At 55.0% G+C, this 16,212-nt stretch carries 16 protein-coding genes and 2 pseudogenes; 6 read left to right on the forward strand and 12 right to left on the reverse strand.

All coding sequences use genetic code 11. The annotated features are described in order from the left end of the window. Window positions 1–50: 50 nt before the first annotated feature. Window positions 51–284: a hypothetical protein gene (locus IPJ96_16060; GenBank protein MBK7911820.1), complete on the reverse strand. Its 234-nt coding sequence runs from the start codon at window positions 282–284 to the stop codon at window positions 51–53. Between the two features lie 237 nt (window positions 285–521). Next, window positions 522–743 carry a hypothetical protein gene (locus IPJ96_16065; GenBank protein ID MBK7911821.1) on the reverse strand — a complete coding sequence of 74 codons (222 nt, stop codon included), beginning with the start codon at window positions 741–743 and terminating at the stop codon, window positions 522–524. Window positions 744–897: 154 nt separating this feature from the next. On the opposite strand from IPJ96_16065, the gene IPJ96_16070 reads away from it, so the two are divergent. Together IPJ96_16070 and IPJ96_16075 are read left to right on the forward strand one after the other, a co-directional pair. Further along, window positions 898–1,086 carry a hypothetical protein gene (locus IPJ96_16070; protein ID MBK7911822.1) on the forward strand — a complete coding sequence of 63 codons (189 nt, stop codon included), beginning with the start codon at window positions 898–900 and terminating at the stop codon, window positions 1,084–1,086. A 471-nt stretch (window positions 1,087–1,557) separates the two neighbouring features. Next, window positions 1,558–2,577: pseudogene (locus IPJ96_16075) on the forward strand (aspartate-semialdehyde dehydrogenase). A 123-nt stretch (window positions 2,578–2,700) separates the two neighbouring features. On the opposite strand, the gene IPJ96_16080 reads toward IPJ96_16075, so the two are convergent. From IPJ96_16080 to IPJ96_16105, 6 genes and pseudogenes are all read right to left on the reverse strand, one after another. Beyond that, window positions 2,701–3,231, reverse strand: coding sequence for a hypothetical protein (locus tag IPJ96_16080; protein MBK7911823.1), 531 nt, complete (start codon window positions 3,229–3,231; stop codon window positions 2,701–2,703). After that, complete coding sequence (locus tag IPJ96_16085) at window positions 3,203–3,688, reverse strand: hypothetical protein (GenBank protein ID MBK7911824.1); 486 nt, start codon at window positions 3,686–3,688, stop codon at window positions 3,203–3,205. Before IPJ96_16085 ends, IPJ96_16080 begins: the two co-directional genes overlap by 29 nt. 138 nt (window positions 3,689–3,826) lie before the next feature. Then, window positions 3,827–5,695: pseudogene (locus IPJ96_16090) on the reverse strand (amidophosphoribosyltransferase). A gap of 252 nt (window positions 5,696–5,947) precedes the next feature. Continuing rightward, entirely contained in the window at window positions 5,948–6,970 is a 1,023-nt protein-coding gene (locus IPJ96_16095; protein MBK7911825.1) for an IS110 family transposase, read from the reverse strand. A 432-nt stretch (window positions 6,971–7,402) separates the two neighbouring features. Continuing rightward, window positions 7,403–8,692, reverse strand: a complete 1,290-nt coding sequence (locus tag IPJ96_16100) for a HAMP domain-containing histidine kinase (protein MBK7911826.1) — start codon at window positions 8,690–8,692, stop codon at window positions 7,403–7,405. Then, a complete protein-coding gene (locus IPJ96_16105; GenBank protein ID MBK7911827.1) occupies window positions 8,689–9,366 on the reverse strand; it encodes a response regulator transcription factor in 678 nt (225 codons plus the stop codon). Before IPJ96_16105 ends, IPJ96_16100 begins: the two co-directional genes overlap by 4 nt. A gap of 194 nt (window positions 9,367–9,560) precedes the next feature. Between IPJ96_16105 and IPJ96_16110 the strand changes: the two genes are divergently transcribed. Genes IPJ96_16110 through IPJ96_16125 form a run of 4 tightly spaced genes read left to right on the forward strand, consistent with a single transcriptional unit; the run spans window position 9,561 to window position 12,122 of the window. Then, window positions 9,561–10,391, forward strand: a complete 831-nt coding sequence (locus IPJ96_16110) for a T9SS type A sorting domain-containing protein (protein MBK7911828.1) — start codon at window positions 9,561–9,563, stop codon at window positions 10,389–10,391. Between the two features lie 59 nt (window positions 10,392–10,450). Next, a complete protein-coding gene (locus IPJ96_16115; GenBank protein ID MBK7911829.1) occupies window positions 10,451–10,810 on the forward strand; it encodes a hypothetical protein in 360 nt (119 codons plus the stop codon). Window positions 10,811–10,821: 11 nt separating this feature from the next. Then, on the forward strand, window positions 10,822–11,232 hold the full coding sequence (locus tag IPJ96_16120) for a hypothetical protein (protein ID MBK7911830.1): 411 nt from the start codon (window positions 10,822–10,824) through the stop codon (window positions 11,230–11,232). A gap of 14 nt (window positions 11,233–11,246) precedes the next feature. Further along, on the forward strand, window positions 11,247–12,122 hold the full coding sequence (locus IPJ96_16125; protein MBK7911831.1) for a hypothetical protein: 876 nt from the start codon (window positions 11,247–11,249) through the stop codon (window positions 12,120–12,122). 315 nt (window positions 12,123–12,437) lie between these two features. Here IPJ96_16125 and IPJ96_16130 read toward each other — a convergent pair whose 3' ends face one another. The 4 genes from IPJ96_16130 to IPJ96_16145 are packed head-to-tail and all read right to left on the reverse strand — an operon-like array spanning window position 12,438 to window position 16,207. Next, window positions 12,438–13,067: a DUF1223 domain-containing protein gene (locus tag IPJ96_16130; protein MBK7911832.1), complete on the reverse strand. Its 630-nt coding sequence runs from the start codon at window positions 13,065–13,067 to the stop codon at window positions 12,438–12,440. Then, the gene (locus IPJ96_16135) at window positions 13,018–13,185 is read right to left on the reverse strand and encodes a hypothetical protein (protein MBK7911833.1); all 168 of its coding nucleotides are present in this window, start codon (window positions 13,183–13,185) and stop codon (window positions 13,018–13,020) included. The genes IPJ96_16130 and IPJ96_16135 overlap by 50 nt, the downstream gene beginning before the upstream one ends. A 33-nt stretch (window positions 13,186–13,218) precedes the next feature. Continuing rightward, window positions 13,219–14,226, reverse strand: a complete 1,008-nt coding sequence (locus tag IPJ96_16140) for an amidohydrolase (protein ID MBK7911834.1) — start codon at window positions 14,224–14,226, stop codon at window positions 13,219–13,221. Further along, complete coding sequence (locus IPJ96_16145) at window positions 14,213–16,207, reverse strand: tetratricopeptide repeat protein (GenBank protein ID MBK7911835.1); 1,995 nt, start codon at window positions 16,205–16,207, stop codon at window positions 14,213–14,215. The genes IPJ96_16140 and IPJ96_16145 overlap by 14 nt, the downstream gene beginning before the upstream one ends. Window positions 16,208–16,212 lie beyond the last annotated feature (5 nt).

Below are 16,212 nucleotides of genomic sequence, written 5' to 3' on the forward strand. Positions count from 1 at the left end.
CGCCTCACGCAGCGTACCTCCACGAAAGGTCATAACGGGCTCTCAGAAGGTTATTGCGTTCTCGCGAGAAAATCCAGAATCGATCGTTCCCAGGCTCCAACCGCCGTATTCGCAGGAACCATCAGCCAGTAGGTATCCGTTGCCCCGGGTACGACCGCATCGACTACAACCCTAATCCCGTCACGGTCGGCGCAGGAATTGACGATCCCGACATCGGTGTTCCAGCCCCGGAAAATCTTGCGGTCCGACGGCTGGTCCGAATGCGGACAGCAAGCCGATACCATCCTCGTGGTTTACAAGCAGGTGAAACCTGCGGCTGCTGGTAATTTCCGGAAAGATGGCCGTTGCACTTCAATCCGAGCAGCCCCCAGTCCTGCAGCGACAATGCATGAGTCGGCCCGGTTGTACAACTCCACATACTCGGCATAGGGCAAGCGGCGGAGGCTGTCGGCTCGAAACCAGATCTCGTTCGAAACGGCGTCATACTGCAGCACTGGAACCGGCGCGCATAAACGCAGGATTTAGCGTCGTGTCGCGAACGCCGTATTACCCGCCGCATCCGCATAAGCCCGATACGGTAGCGAATACGTCGGCGTACAAAGAAAGCATTCGCGAATTCCATACAGGATGGCTTTCGTGTCGAAACGCATCGCGCGCTGTGCCGTGAGCAGCAGGATCGCTCCAGGTCCGAGCCGGTAGTGGTCGTGTTCGCTGCGGAATTTCGCGGCGCCGATCGGTTTCATCGAACAATAAACGCAGGCTGCGGTCCGACTCCGTTGCGAGCTGCACGCAGCGCGGGCGACGGAATCACCACCTGCAACGAAGGGATGCTGTCCACATCATCCAGTTCAAAACCCGTCGCGGTTACCACCGGTACAGACGCACTCCAGCCGGAATATGCGTGACGATGTGTACAAGGATTCCGCACGCGACAGCCGCGAACAGGTAGCCGGTTCCTCCGGCAGTGTCCAGGAAGATACTCCAGACACCCGTTTCGTCGCGCGTTACGCGATCGCCGAAAAGAAGGCGTTGGCAACCATGCCGTCGGGCCCCGGACAATCGACACGCTGGTCGTGCCATTCCTGACGAAAGAGCTCCACGGCATCGTTGGCAAGGGCTTCTCGAACTGTAAATAATAGCCGTAACTGAAACCTTCCAGGTCCTGCGTCCGAGACGAGATAGAACCGGGAATAATTGGCTGAGGAAGGAGAAAAGCTGAGGCGGATCCTAAATCGCCATTCCATTCGGTCCAGCGAAGGGAGTGGGACTGCCATGGACAAATGATTGGTACCGCCCTGCCGCATCCAACTGCAACCGTCCGTCGCTGTTTACGTAAAGTCCGCGGCATCTTGCCTCCAGGCCGGCCGGTCGAGGAACTCCCCATCCGAAAATCATCTCTGCCACTGTGCGTGGGCTGTGGATAGAAAAGTAGAAAATGCAGAACAGAGGCTTCGCATCCGGTACGGCTGTTTAATTTGGCCCTGCGAAATACGCACTGCACGGGTCGGATCACAACCGCATACACGCGGTGTAAAACAATAACCCGCATTCATTCGAATCAGAACCTTAGAACTCCCCCCTAATGAAGTAGCTGTCGTCGGCGCAACCGGCCTTGTCGGTCAGACCAGTTGAAAAGTCCTCGAACAACAACGGAACTTCCCCCGTTACCGAGCTGGTACCGGTCGCGTCGGAGAAATCCGTTGGCAAGACGATTCAGTGAAAGGAAAATCCTTTACGGTACGCTCCATGACCGACGCCATCGCGGAAAAGCCGGTCCTGGCTTTGTTCTCGGCCGCGGGAACGACCTCGCCGAGTGGGCGCCCAGGTTCGCCGAGGCGGGTATCACGGTCATCGACACCTCCTCCGCCTGGCGGATGGACCCTGACAAGAAGCTCGTCGTGCCCGAGATCAACGGGGACGTGCTCACGACGAGGACCGCATCATCGCCAATCCGAAGTGCTCCACCATCCAGATGGTGATGGCCCTGCAGCCGCTCGAACAACACTACGGCATCGAGCGCATCATTGTCTCCACGTATCAGTCCGTTTCCGGCACCAGAAAGAAAGCCGTGGACCAGTTGATGAACGAGCGCAAAGGTGTGAGCGGCGACATGGCGTACAAGCACACCATCGACCTGGAACCTCATTCCACAGATCGACAGTTTCCTCGACAACGGGTACACCAAGGAAGAAATGAAAATGGTGAACGAGACGCGCAAGATCCTGCGCTCGCCCGGGATCCGCATCACCTCCACCACCGTGCGTGTTCCGGTGAAAGGCGGACACAGTGAATCGGTCAACGTCGAACTGAAGAAAGATTTTTCGCTTGACGCCGTGCGTGCCCAGATCGCTGCGATGCCCGGCGTGGTGGTCGTCGATGATCCGGCGAACGCACGCTACCCGATGCCGATCGAGGCAGAGGGGCAAAGACGAAGTGTTCGTCGGGCGTATCCGCCGCGACGAGTCGCAACCGAACCCGCTCAACCTCTGGATCGTTTCCGACAACCTCCGCAAAGGCGCCGCCACGAACGCCGTGCAGATCGCGGAGTACCTGGTGGCAAAGAAGATCGTCGGGTGAAAAAATGTTTCGAGTTCCGGGTTTCGAGTTTCGGAGTTTCCGGTCTTCGTAAAAGCTATGGCAGGCTGGCTTTTGGGTGGTGTAGGAGATCGAATTCGAAAGTCCAACGTCTGGAAACTCAGTTCATCCAATTAATTGAAAGACCCTTGCTGAACGCGACCTTATTGCCGGATCAGTTTTCCGGTTGTGAAAGCGCCGCGCTCTTCCGTACAACGGTACCAATAGCTCCCGGCCGGGAGTCCGCTTAAATCGAGCTTCTGGTCTTTCTCGATCGTCGCTCGCCTCGACGATACGGCCGAATGCATCGAACAACTCCCAATAAACCGGTTGGCTGCACCTGACGAAAGACACGACATCTTCGAACGGGTTGGGGCCGATCCGCGGGAAATTCTCACTCAGCTCATTCAAACCGACCGGGCAGGGGCGGATGCTGACATCCTCGATAAAAAAGTAAGCGCCGTTCATGGTGGAGTTCGGGTCGAGGACCGAGGTGTCGATCTGCGCATCGTACTCCGAAGTTCCGATGATCGCGAAGGCTTCTCTCCGCCGGCGGTGATGGTTCCATGAACGCGTGTCCAGCCCGAGGTGTCGTTGATGACACCGGCAGTATTCGTGAGCACTGGCGTCAGGGTAATGGAAGATTATTCGTAACACCGGAAATGCGCGTCGATGAAAGCGCCAGGCCGATGTCGGCCGCAGCGAACGCCATCAGGTCGCCCGGGCTGACGAAGAACTCGACCTCGTAGCAGTCGCCGGCTGACAGCGGGCTGGTCAGTTCCACCTGGGCAAACTCCCGGTAGTTGGGGAAGTCCGGGTAGTAGACGAAGACGCCGCCATAGCCAACGCCACTTCGCGCAAGCTGGAAGCCTGCAAAATTGTCCGGAACATTTACAAAGTTCGAAGAACCGGCACACGCGTTGAAAAGATCGGGTGAGCCGCCCGGTCCGGGAAAGATGGCCGGATTACTCCAGCCACTGGCCGAATCCAGACAGGATAATCCAACCGGACAATTCATGATTTCCAGGTCGCCGTTGACGATTAGGTTTTGGGCCTGCGTGGAAGAGAAACATAGAATAACAAGGACGATTTGTAAATGAACCCGTATCATCATGTTGGAACAATTGACAAGAGATCGATCCTTGACGCGTGCGAAGATCCTAATGACTTTATTCAATCAACTGGAAACGCGAAACCGGAAACACGAAACTGAAAACCCTTTTTCAGTAAGCTCGCGCATTAACCCTCCACAATTGATGAACGCCTTGCTCACCACGCGGTTGCCACCCGGTGTCGGGTAGTTACCGGTGAAATACCAGTCGCCGCGATGGTTCGGACAGGCGCTGTGCAGGTCTTCGATCTTTTGGAAAATGATCTCCAACTCCGCCTGGCAACCTTCGGGCCTGACGATCTCGGCGATCTTTTTACTGATTTGCTCGGCGGTGAAGGGCTGATAGATCATGCGCACGAAGTTCTTCATCTCGTTCACGCCTAATTCCAGTTGCTCCTTGCAGCGCTGGTAGGTCTCGTCGACGATGTGCTCGAGGTCATGTTCTTCCAGCAGGGCGATGGCGGCACGGAAAGCGACCAGGTCGCCGATGCGCGCCATGTCGATGCCGTAACAGTCGGGGTACCGGATCTGTGGCGCCGAACTGACGATCACGATCTTCTTCGGACCCAGCCGGTCGAGCATGCGGATGATGGAATTCTTCAGCGTGGTTCCGCGCACGATCGAGTCGTCGATCACAACCAGGTTGTCGACACCGCGCCGCACGCTGCCGTGCGTGATGTCGTACACGTGCGCCACCATATCGCCACGGTCCGTATCGTTGGTGATGAAGGTCCGCAGCTTCGCGTCTTTCAGGGCGACCTTCTCCGCGCGCGGTCGAATGGAGAGGATCTCGTTGAGCTGTTCGTCGGTGGGCGCTGCTCCCAGTTGGCGGATCTTCCGCTTCTTGACTTCTTTCAGGTAGTCTTCGATCCCGTTGATCATCCCATAGAAGGCGACCTCCGCCGTGTTCGGGATGAATGAAAAGACGGTGTTGCGGACATCGTTGTTAATCGACTGGAGAATGGAGGTACACAACAGTCGGCCGAGTTCTTTCCGCTCTTTGTAGATATCGGCATCGCTGCCGCGGGAGAAATAGATGCGTTCGAAGGAACAACTCAATCGCTGCACGGGCTCCTTGACAACCTCTTCGCTGATCTTTCCGTTCTTCTTGATGATCAGCGCATGGCCGGGACGGATCTCCTGGATCTGTTCCAGTGAAGCGTTGAAGGCTGCCTGGATGGGCGGACGCTCCGAGGCGACGACCAGCACTTCCTCGTCGCGGTAGTAATAGGCCGGGCGAATTCCCGCAGGATCGCGCAGGACGAACGCGTCGCCGTGCCCGAGCAAACCGGCCATGACATAACCGCCGTCCCAGTACTTGGACGAACGCCGCAGGATGCGGGCGATGTCCATGTGTTCGGCGATGAGTGGGGAACTTTCTTCTTTACTGTTACCGAGCTCGCGGAACCTACGGTAGAGTTCTTCGTTCTCTTCGTCGAGGAAGTGACCGATGTTCTCCATGACCGTTACCGTATCGGCTTTCTCCTTCGGATGCTGTCCGAGTTCCACCAGGTGGTCGAACAGTTCGTCGACGTTGGTCATGTTGAAATTCCCTGCGACGACGAGGTTGCGCGTCATCCAGTTGTTCTGGCGGAGGAACGGATGACAGGCTTCTATCGAATTGCCGCCATAAGTACCGTAGCGGAGATGTCCCAGCCAGAGCTCGCCGGTGAAGGCTACGTTTTTCCTGAGCCAGTCGGCATCCAGTAAGCGATCGGGATGGTTGGCCCGTACTTCCTCGAACTTCGCGCCGATGCGGCCGAAGATATCGGGCAGGGGTTGTTTCTCTACGGAACGGTAGCGGCTGATGTAGCGCGTGCCGGGCTCCACATCGAACTTGATGTTGGCGACGCCCGCGCCATCCTGTCCCCGATTGTGCTGCTTCTCCATGAGGAGGTACAGCTTGTTCATCGCATAAAGCGGGGTCCCGTATTTCTTAACGTAGTAGGAAAACGGCTTGAGCAGGCGGATCAAGGCAATCCCGCACTCGTGCTGGAGAACGTCAGACATCCGGTTGCAAAGGTAGCCAAAAGGCGGACGGCAGTCCAGTACTAAAGTCAGCCTAAAGGGCGGTATTCTGGCTATTTTTCAGTAGGCAGTGGGCGGTAGGCAGTAGGCGGTAGGCGGTGGGCAGAGGGCGGTGACCCCACGCTCTTCCACCCTCGTTTCTCGGTCTCGCAACTCGTCCCTCATTTCGCGGGGCTTGAAACCACAGGGATTTCTATGGACAAAGTCAAGTACCAGACTTGTGTTTTTCCAAGATTACGCTGCGCAACGGTTTTGGTAGTTGGGGTCGTAAGGTTGCTGGGTTCTCACCACGGCTAAGGCCAGGTGCAGGATCTTGTTTCGTGCTGCATTGATTGCCTGATACGGAGCTTTGCCCTGCTGGATCTTGCGTTGGTAGTATGAGCTGATTGTGCCGGCTTTGCGTTTTATCTGCGACCATACTCCAAGGGTAAGTACGGCCTTGAGTCGCATGTTCGCCATTTTGCTCACTCGGCTTCGGCCATGAAGACTTGTACCGGAACTATTAGGGAAGGGGGCGCACCCGGCATAGCAGGCCAGTTGCTTGGGATTATCGTAATGCAGGAAGTTATTCGTACTGGCAATGAGTTCAATCGCCGCCACAGGCCCAATGCCGGGAACTGTTTGCAGCAGTTCGTAATTACTGTTCAGACTACGATCCTGCCCGATGAGTTCCCGCAGGTTCTCTTCAAGCCTCTTTTGCTCTTGCTCCAGCTTACGCAGGGGCTCTTTGCAGTGTCGTTCAAGTGCAGCGGCCGAAGACTTTTCCCCAATGGCCTTCAACTCGCGGATCGGAACCTTCAGCATTTGAATACACTTGATCAAACGCTGACGCAGTGCCAGCAGGTCCTTCAGGCGCAACAGGCTCTGTGAGGAAGGCTGCCAAAGCCGGGCCTTGTCATGGAACCGTACTGCGTACTCAGCAATGCGCATAGCATCCAGCTTGTCACTCTTGCCGCGTTGAAGACCCAGCGACCGCTTGATCGAGATGGGAAGCTCCAACCAAAGGGCGATTGCTTCCTTGAGCAGGTGATTTACCAGCGGACGATTGTAAATGCCCGTGTACTCCATGCAGACCAACAGTTCCGATGGGGCCACGCCTTTGCCCTTGAGCCAGCCTGTCAGCTTGCGGATTCCCCGGAGCGTATTGTCCACCTGACAATGCTCCATCGTACTGAGGTCTCCCTGGGTGACCAGGGCCAGGTCCAACGTCTTCTTGGACACGTCCACTCCCAGATAATGTGTGTACTGGTTTTTCATGTAACTTAGTGTTGAAGTTTCATTAACCACAGACTGAGAGGACTCAAACCCTTAATAGAAGGCTTCAAAGCCTAAATTTCTATCTGAGTTTTCTCAGTCACATCAGCAGGGGGCTGAATCTCTGTATAGGCTTCAAAGCCTTGGACACGAGTAAGGTTCCCCTGTTGATGTGGTTAACTTGTCCTGAAGTTACAAGTCCTGAGATTGGTACTTTTCTAAGACTGTGGATACCGGTACAAACTAAAGGGACACGATGGGCAGTAGGCAGAAATCAGTAGGCAGTTGGCGGTAGGCGGTGGGCGGTGGGCAGTGGGCGGTGGGCAGAGGGCGGTGGGCAGAGGGCGGTGACCCCACGCTCTTCCACCCTCGTTCCTCGGTCCCGCAACTCGTTCCTTCATTCCGTCCCTCGCCCTCGTCGCTCGTCCCTCCTTTTCACGCCCTGTCGGATTGGAAGACTCGCTCGGCCGAGAAGCGGAGGATGAACAGGTGCCGGTCGTCGAGGTAATCGTAATGAACTTCCAATTCGGAATGGTCGCAGATGCGTTTTACGATGGCCAGGCCCAGTCCGACGGAATCGGCCTGGTTGCCCTTTTTGAAGCGTTCGAAGATCTGACTACCCGGGATCGGCAATGGATCGCCGCTGTTGCCGACCACCAGTTCCGAGGCGGTAAGGCGGACGAGCAGCTCTCCTCCTTCTTTGTTGTACTTGATGGCGTTCGAGAGCAGATTGGTGATCAGGATGTCGGCCAGGTAGGGATTCATCAGCAGGAATACCCGTTCGTCGATCTCGTCGCGCACTTTCAGTTCCCTTGATTCGATGAACATATCGAGGTCGCCCAGTTGCTTCCGGATCAACTTGCCGAGCGGCACGTGTTGCTCCTCCGCATATTGCTCGTTCTCGATACGCGTGAGCAGGATGAGTCCGCGGTTCATCTTCGACAGGCGATTCACCGAATCGAGCGCGCTGCGGACCTGGTTCATCTGCTCCGGCGTGAGGTTATCGGACTGCATGATGATCTCCAGCTTGGAGCGAATGATCGCGAGCGGTGTCTGCGTTTCGTGCGACATGTTCTCTGTGAACTCCCGCAGGTTGCGGTAGTCGCGGGTCACCTTGTCGGTGAGGCGGATGAGCTCGTTGTTCAGCGTATTGAACTCGTCGACATTGGAAAACAGGAATCGCAGTTTACTGTTGCGCTGCACGTCGAATCGTTGCAGCATAGCGATGGCCTGGTAAAGAGGTCGCCAGATACGTGTCGAGAAAAAACGGTTGAGGAAGTAAAACAACGCGACGATGTCGATGCCGACCAGCAGGATGGTGTACACCATGCCGCGCCACAGTTCTTTGTTCTGCGTGCCCCTGTCCCAGATGCGGATCCGGTACGCCTTCTTGTTGATCTGCTGTTCATACGAGAGCACCCGGAACGGGACCAGGTCCTCTTCATAGGCGTCGTACAGGGCGGTATCCTTCAGGTAAACGCGAAAGGACGTAAAGCGCTCGATCGGCGTGACCTCGACCAGGTCGCCGAACTGGAACGGCCGGTCCTGCAGAAACGGTTGCGAGGCGATCTGCTCTTCAATGCGCGATTTCTTGATGAGCATGTGCTCGGCGATCTCCTTGTCGACCACGTAAAACACACGGTACGAGAGGAACGCGGAGCTGACCAGGAGCAACACCACCGAGGTAACCAGGTAATACCGGTTGGTGATGTTGAGCAGCCTCATTCTCCGGTGAATTTGTAACCGACACCGTAGACCGACTTGATATAATCGCGTCCGCCGCTATCGATGATTTTCTTGCGCAGGTTCTTGATGTGGCTGTAGATGAAATCGAAGGAGTCGGCCATGTCGGCATGATCCCCCCACAAGTGCTCCGCGATGGCTTCCTTGCTCAACACCTTGTTCGGGTTGCTGACCAGGTACATGAGTAATTCATGCTCTTTTTTCGTGAGGCTGATCATCTTGTCGTTCACATACATCATCATCTCGTCCGGCACGACTTTGAGTTCATGGAAGACTAATTCCCGACGCCCCTGCGAGGAACGACGACGGAACACCGATTTGATACGGGCACCCAGTTCCGGCATATGGAACGGTTTGGTGATGTAATCGTCCGCCCCGATGTTGAGGCCGGTCAGCCGGTCGTCCAGTGAATTCCGTGCGGAAACGATTAGGATACTGGTCTGGTGTTCCTTTTTCTGCATCTCCTCGATGACTCGTAGACCGCTTCCATCGGGCAGGCCGATATCCAGCACGATGCAGTCGAAGGATGCGCTCTCGATCTCACGAATCGCGTCCTGGAGATTTTGGGCCTGCCGGCATTCCATACCGATATCCCGCAGGTAAACCAACATTGAATTCAACAACTCCTGTTCATCCTCGACGATCAATACTTTCATGTGCTGCTTATTTATTATCAGTCTACTTGCTTTTTGTCAAAAGTATGAAGGGAAACGGGATAAATCATGGATTATCGCTTGTTCGCTCCCATTTTCAGAGTCCATTCAGAATTGACTGCTTAAGTTTACGCTTGGAAAAAGGCTACCCCTCTGCTGCGAACCATTCGGGAAACCAAATCCAACCTGCGCATTTCATGAAAAAGTATTTTTTACTGATGGTATTGCCCATTGCGGCATTCATCGTCTTTACAGCTGAAACCGCCAGCGACAACGGAAAAGCCGGTTACACGGGCTCTCCCAACGAGCTGTTGTGCGACGATTGCCACGATGCCTACACCATCAATACCGGTGGCGGCTCTGTAGTTCTTAGCAGCGCCAACATGAACAACTGGGAATATGTCCCGGGTCAGACCTATAACATGACGCTGACGGTCGCCCGAAGCGGCAGCCCGTTGTTCGGACTGGGCCTCGAAGCGCTGGATGCATCCAATGCCAATGCCGGTACACTCACGATTACGGATGCAGCGTCCACGCAGATCAAATCGAAACTGGTCGGCTCCGTTACCCGACGCAATGTGGTGCATCAGCTCGATGGCGGCGCAACGCCAAACAGCAAGGATTTCAATTTCGCGTGGACAGCTCCGGCTACCGACATCGGTCCCGTTACATTCTACTTTTCCGGCGTTGCTTCCAACGCCGACGGTGATGAAACCATTGGCGATTATGTCTATGATGGCGTACAGGTGATCAACCCGGCCAGCACAACTGGAATCGGTAAGACCGATACCCCGGCCAGTGTTTGCTTCCCCAATCCGGCTTCCAACCAGATTTCGGTCCGAGTAAATGGCACGACCAGTGTACGCCTGATCAATTCAGAGGGCCGCGAGGTCCGTAGCTTACAACCGCTAGAAACGGGATCGCAGGTGATCACCCTCGATCAACTGGATGTCCTGCCGCGCGGTTTGTATTTCCTCGAACTTCAACAGGCTGGAACACGCCAGCTTGAAAAAGTAATACTACAATGAATGAAAGCCCCGGAATCGCCGGGGCTTTTTCGTAAGATCGTCCTCCTACCAAACCCCCTATGCAAAACAAATTGCTTCTTGCTGCCTTTGGTCTCCTGATTACCAGCAGCGCTTGCCGGACCGATCCGGAAGTTCCCGCGACTCCTGAGGTCAGTTTTCAGACCCAGGTACAGGTACTGCTGTCTTCGAATTGCAACATGTCCGGCTGCCACGCGGCAAACGGCGGCGAGTTTCCGTTGACGACCTATGAGGCGGTCATGCAGCACGTAACTGCCGGGGATGCACGGAACAGCAAACTCTATCAATCCATCACCGGCCGGGGCGCCGATCGCATGCCCCCGGATGGTCGCGATCCCTTGTTGGACGAGGAGATCACGACCATCTATGTGTGGATTCAACAAGGCGCGAAAAACAACTAACTTCACCACCTATGAAAAAGACCATCCCGGCGGCGTTATTGATCGTTTCCGGACTAACGGCCTGCTATTACGACAACTTTGAGGAGATCCATCCCACGATACCCGGTGGGACGACCTGTGTCATTCCCGACACCGTATCCTATGCGACCAATATTCAACCCATCATGAATGCCAGTTGCGGAACGGATGATAACGGCTGCCATGACGCGGCGAATTCGATCAACCTTGGCGGCAACGGAAGCCTGGCGGATTATGCCGGTACCGTGGAAACCATCGCCGATGATGGTATCACCACCTTCATGGGTCGCATCCGGCAAACGGTCGCTCAAAGCAAGTGGATGCCGAAAGGCGGCGGTAAGATTGACGACTGCAGCATCGACAAGATCCAGAAGTGGATCGATCAGGGACAAATCAACAACTAACCATCCTCACACCTATGAAATTCCGACTACTTCTCTTCGGCTTTCTGACCGTTGCAGGCGCCGGCAGTCTTCACGCTCAGGACATGCTTAGCGCACTGGATACCGGCAATGAAAAAGATTTTTCCATCGCCACCTTCAAAGGTACCCGACTTATCAACTTCCATACGACCGAAACGACAGGCCCCCGCACACTCGACTTTCGTATTTCCCACCGCTTTGGCGCGATCAACAGCGGTTTCGAAGAAGCGTTCGGGATCGACCAGACGGCGAACATCCGTCTCGGGCTCGAATACAGTCCCGACGGACGGTTCATGTTCGGCATCGGTCGCAGCTCGTTTCAGAAGATGGTCGACGGATTTCTGAAGTTCCGCCTTCTCCGTCAGACGACCAACAACAGCATGCCCTTATCGGTTACGCTTTTTGCAGGCGCTTATCGTGCAGGCATCAAGAGCCCCGTCATCAACGGCTTTGAATTGTACGAGAAGGAAACCAGCCGCTGGTCCTTCAACTACCAGATCCTGATCGCACGGAAGTTCTCGCCGAGCTTCAGCTTTCAGATCGCTCCCTGGTACAACCATTACAACATGGTCACCAGCATCAGCGAGCAGAACGACTCCTACGGAGCATCAGCACTCTTCCGCTTGAAGTTCAGCAAGCGCTCGGCGATCACGGCTGAATACGCGTATCGCGCCAACACCTACTCGAACACCACCTACTACGACAGCTTCGGTGTAGGATACGAGATCGAAACCGGCGGACACGTATTCCAGGTTCACCTGACCAATTCATTCGGCCTCGTTGAAAATCAATTCCTGCCCTATACGGATACCCAATGGAACGACGCGGGAATCCGACTTGGCTTCAACGTGTCGCGCGTATTCACCCTCTAAACATGAAAAAGATTTCATAAAAGCTCGCCGCAGTTTTTTGTGAATTCACCGAAAGTCTTGCACTGAGTCAGAAAAAATCCAAATTCGCCGAGCTATTCAGATTACTTACAGAATTGGATTGGTATTTAGCACAAGCATTCAAACAGACATTATAGCGGTGTAAATAGGAAAAACTCCCTGTCGGTTTTGCCGCCTGCAGGGAGTGATTCCAACTCAAAAGATAAAATTGCTGTTCAGACGTAACGGACCTTATTTGCAGAGGGGGTGTCCGCCGGCTGTTCAGCAATTTTTTTTTGACTTCAACGCATCGATTGGTCAGTCGAATCCCGACTCGCTCGCCCCCAGAATTTTCATCGTTTTCTTCTCCTGCAGCAATCCTACCAGGCGCATCCGATCGTTCAGCTTCAGTCCTTTCAAAGGCACCTTCACCGCAAGTGATTTCGACTTCGCACCGGTGGAATACCAGAGCCTGACCACGGCATCGTGTTCCAGGATCTTTCCATTGTTAGGACCGGCTTTTACTTCGCTTTTCAGTCCGTCTTCCGTAACTGCGACCCGTACCACCCAATTCACTCCGGGCTTCGGCGTAATAGCCGTGAGGAATAGCGTATCCCGCAATACGGAATCCACTTGCAGTCGAAATCCGGGATCGCCGGAACTGATCAGCGCTTTCTTGATGGCGGCTTTGACGGAATCGCGTGACGAGGCTGTCATCTGCGCACGGCCATTGACAATCAACTGCGGGGTGTACAATTCCTTCTGCGGGAATGCCCGAGAATAATTCTCCTGCCGGAAAGTAAAGGCGTTGCGGCTGAAGGGATCCTTCCAACTTCCCTTGTTCCAGTAATCGACGTGAAAAGCAAGGCCGATGACCGGTTGTTTCGCCTTTCGCGCCTCACGGATCACTTCCCTGAAAGACCGCATCTCCTGCCGGGCTGTTGGCATCGCTCTCGGATGTAAACAATTCCAATACTGCGAATCCGGACCTGAACGAACTTGTCTGGGCTGTCGCGGCCAGGTTCAACAGAAAAAAAACCGTGAGCATCCGTACAATCCGTGTCATCCGTGTGCTAAAAATAAAACTACTGTAAGTGTACTATGCAAACAGGCGTTTTTCCAATCCGAGCCATTCCAAGGCCGAGCCATGCAGCAGCCGTTCTTTGATGTCGTTGGAATAAGGCATCTCGCCGATCAATTTACCAGGCTCCAATTCACCGAGCGGAAAGGGATAATCTGTTCCAAGCGCGATCCTCTCCGGCCCCATGAAACGGACAAGATAATCCAGCATCACCGGGTCGTGAACGAGTGAGTCCAGCCAGAATTGTTTCAGGTACTTGCGCGGAGATTCAGAATTGTCTACCGCTACCAGATCGGGACGAACACGAAAGCCATGCTCGATCCTGCCAAAGGTCGCGGGGAACGATCCGCCGCCGTGCGCAAAGGCAACGCGCAGGCGTGGCAGGCGTTCAAAGATGCCGCCGAAGATCATGGAGCAAATGGCCAGGGATGTTTCCGCCGGCATGCCGACGAGCCAGGGCAGCCAGTACTTGTTCATCTTCTCCTTGCCCATCATGTCCCAGGGATGCACGAAGATCGCGGCACCCAGTTCCTGCGCCGCTTCAAAGACCGGAAACAAGGCCGGCTCGTTGAGGTTCCAGTCGTTGATATGCGAGCCGATCTGAACTCCTGCCAACCCGATCTTCATACAACGCTCCAGCTCCCGAATCGCAAGCTCCGGTGCTTGCAGCGGGATGGTTCCAAGGCCGATGAAACGCTTCGGATAGCGCTGCACGATATCCGCGATGTGATCGTTCAGGAACATGGAAAGGTCGAGCGCGTCCTGCGGTTGCGCCCAATAACTGAACATGACCGGAATGGTCGACAACACCTGCACGCCGACCTGGTGATGGGCGCACTCGCGCATGCGGACTTCGGGATCCCAGCAGTTGTCCTGGATCTCGCGAAAGAATTTTCCGTCGATCATCATCCTGGCGCAACAGGGCTTATGGTGCTCCAGAGAAACGAAGCCGCCGTATCCGAACTTTTTGCGAAAGTCGGGGAGCTCCGACGGCAGGATATGCGTGTGGATGTCAATTTTTAGCATTGGCCTTCTTCTTGGCTATTTCATCAGCCTCCCGGAAATACTTGTTTGCCATGGCTTCATCGCCCAGGTTCCGATACGTGAAACCCAACATGCGGTAGGGTACCGCATAATCCGCCTCTTGCTCGATCGCTTTCTTGAAAAAGCCGATCGCTGTTTCCCACTTTTGTCTGGCATCCGCCATATAGCGGTCGCGTTCGGCAGGATTGTTCATCGCCTGCTCGCGGGCCCCTTCACCATAGACACCGTAAACGCTGGCCAGGTTGTTCCACGCGTGCGAATATCTGGGATTGTATTTGACGGCCTGTTCGAAATGTTGCAGAGCCAGATCATACCTCCGCGTGTTGAACAGGAGATTGCCGTAGTTGTTGTGCGCCACCGGGTTGGTGGGGTTGATCTCGAGCGCCCGGATAAAATCCTGCTCGGCTGCAGGATAATTGTTCAGCACGTACTTGTTATATGCGCGGCGTTGCCAGGCATCGCCGTACGGTTCCCAGATCGAAATGGCGGTGTCGAGCTGCGCGATCGATTCGACTAACGCGGCTTTGATAGCTGCCGAGTCCGGAAGTGTGGTTAGATAGTCTTCCGCTGAAATATGATTCCCCACATAGAACCGCATGTGCGCGCTGCGTGGTACTTTTTTCAGATCGGTATTGAAGAGTCTCGTCTCGTCGTGCCAATCCTGGTTGCGTGCCAGGGTCAGCGAGGAAAATCCGAGTACGACCAGGGCTGTCAGCACCAGGGGTACCGGGGTTGTCCCCGACTGCGGACTCAACCAGCCGGCAAGCCGATCCAGTAACACCGCTACGACGATGCACCAACCCAGTGAAGGGACAAACAACAGGCGTTCGGCATAGTTGGTCCCGATGAGCATCAGCACGTTGGAAATGATGGAGATTGTAACAAAGTAGAACAGGATACCGAAGGCGATGGGGTCGCGCTTTTTGAAATTCATGATCGCGTAAACCAACGCGCCGATGTGAATCAGGAATGACAGGATGAACTTCCAATCGCCGGGACCCGCCGGATCGAAGGCCGCGTAGGATCCGTCACAGATAAGCGGGTGTGGGATAAAATGCTTGTACAGATAAACGCCCAGGAGATAGATCGCCGAGGTACGCTGGGTGACAAAGTCCTTGATCCCGATGAGGTGGTTATCCACCATTGCATACGGTGCAGATTGATACTGCCCGAGAATACTGGCCCGGATCAGGAGGAACAATACCGCCGGTACCGCCATGGAGACCATGACCCCGCGATAGTGGCTACCCTTCGCTTCCGAGAAAAAGTACAACGCCAGCGGCACGGCGGCGAGATAGGTGATCGCCGATTCCTTCGACAACAGTGCCGCGAAGAAAGAAAGCGCCAGTATCGGCAGGTGCTGCCATTTGCCACCGCGGGCATACAACAAAGCCGAGCGGAGTGTCAGCAGGAAGAACAGCATGCTGAGAATCTCGTCGCGGCTCTTCACATTGGCGATCACCTCCGTGTGCAGGGGATGGACCGCATACAACAACGCGATCGCGAACGGGATAAAAAGCGATCGCGGGAAACAGAGCAGCAATACGCGGAACAACAGGAAACAAGTCAGTGCATAGAGCAGGACGTTGTCGATGTGTCCCAGTGAAGGGTTGTCAGGGGAAATGCTCCACTCGATTGCGAAGGTCGCTTTCGAGAGCGGACGATATAACGTGTGGTCGGAGACGTCCATGCCCGTACGGTAGGTGGTGCTCATGATCTCCGGAATGGCGGAGATGCCCCGCTTGGTCAGCTTGTTGTCGGGAATGACGCCCCAGTCATCCAGCGCCCAGCCGTGTTGAAAGGTGTTGGCATAGACCAGGAACGCGACGATCGCGACGATCAACCCGGCCCAGTTACGGGATCGCTGTTGTTGTTGCAACTCGGCTGCCTGCTGGCGCTTGGAAGGTTGCGCAGATTGCTGTTGTTGCGCGATCTTCTCTTTACGGGTAAGTTTCTTGCTCACGCGGA

The organism is Bacteroidota bacterium (assembly GCA_016713765.1).
In the GTDB taxonomy this organism is placed as follows: Bacteria; Bacteroidota; Bacteroidia; order AKYH767-A; family 2013-40CM-41-45; genus Pollutiaquabacter; species Pollutiaquabacter aromativorans.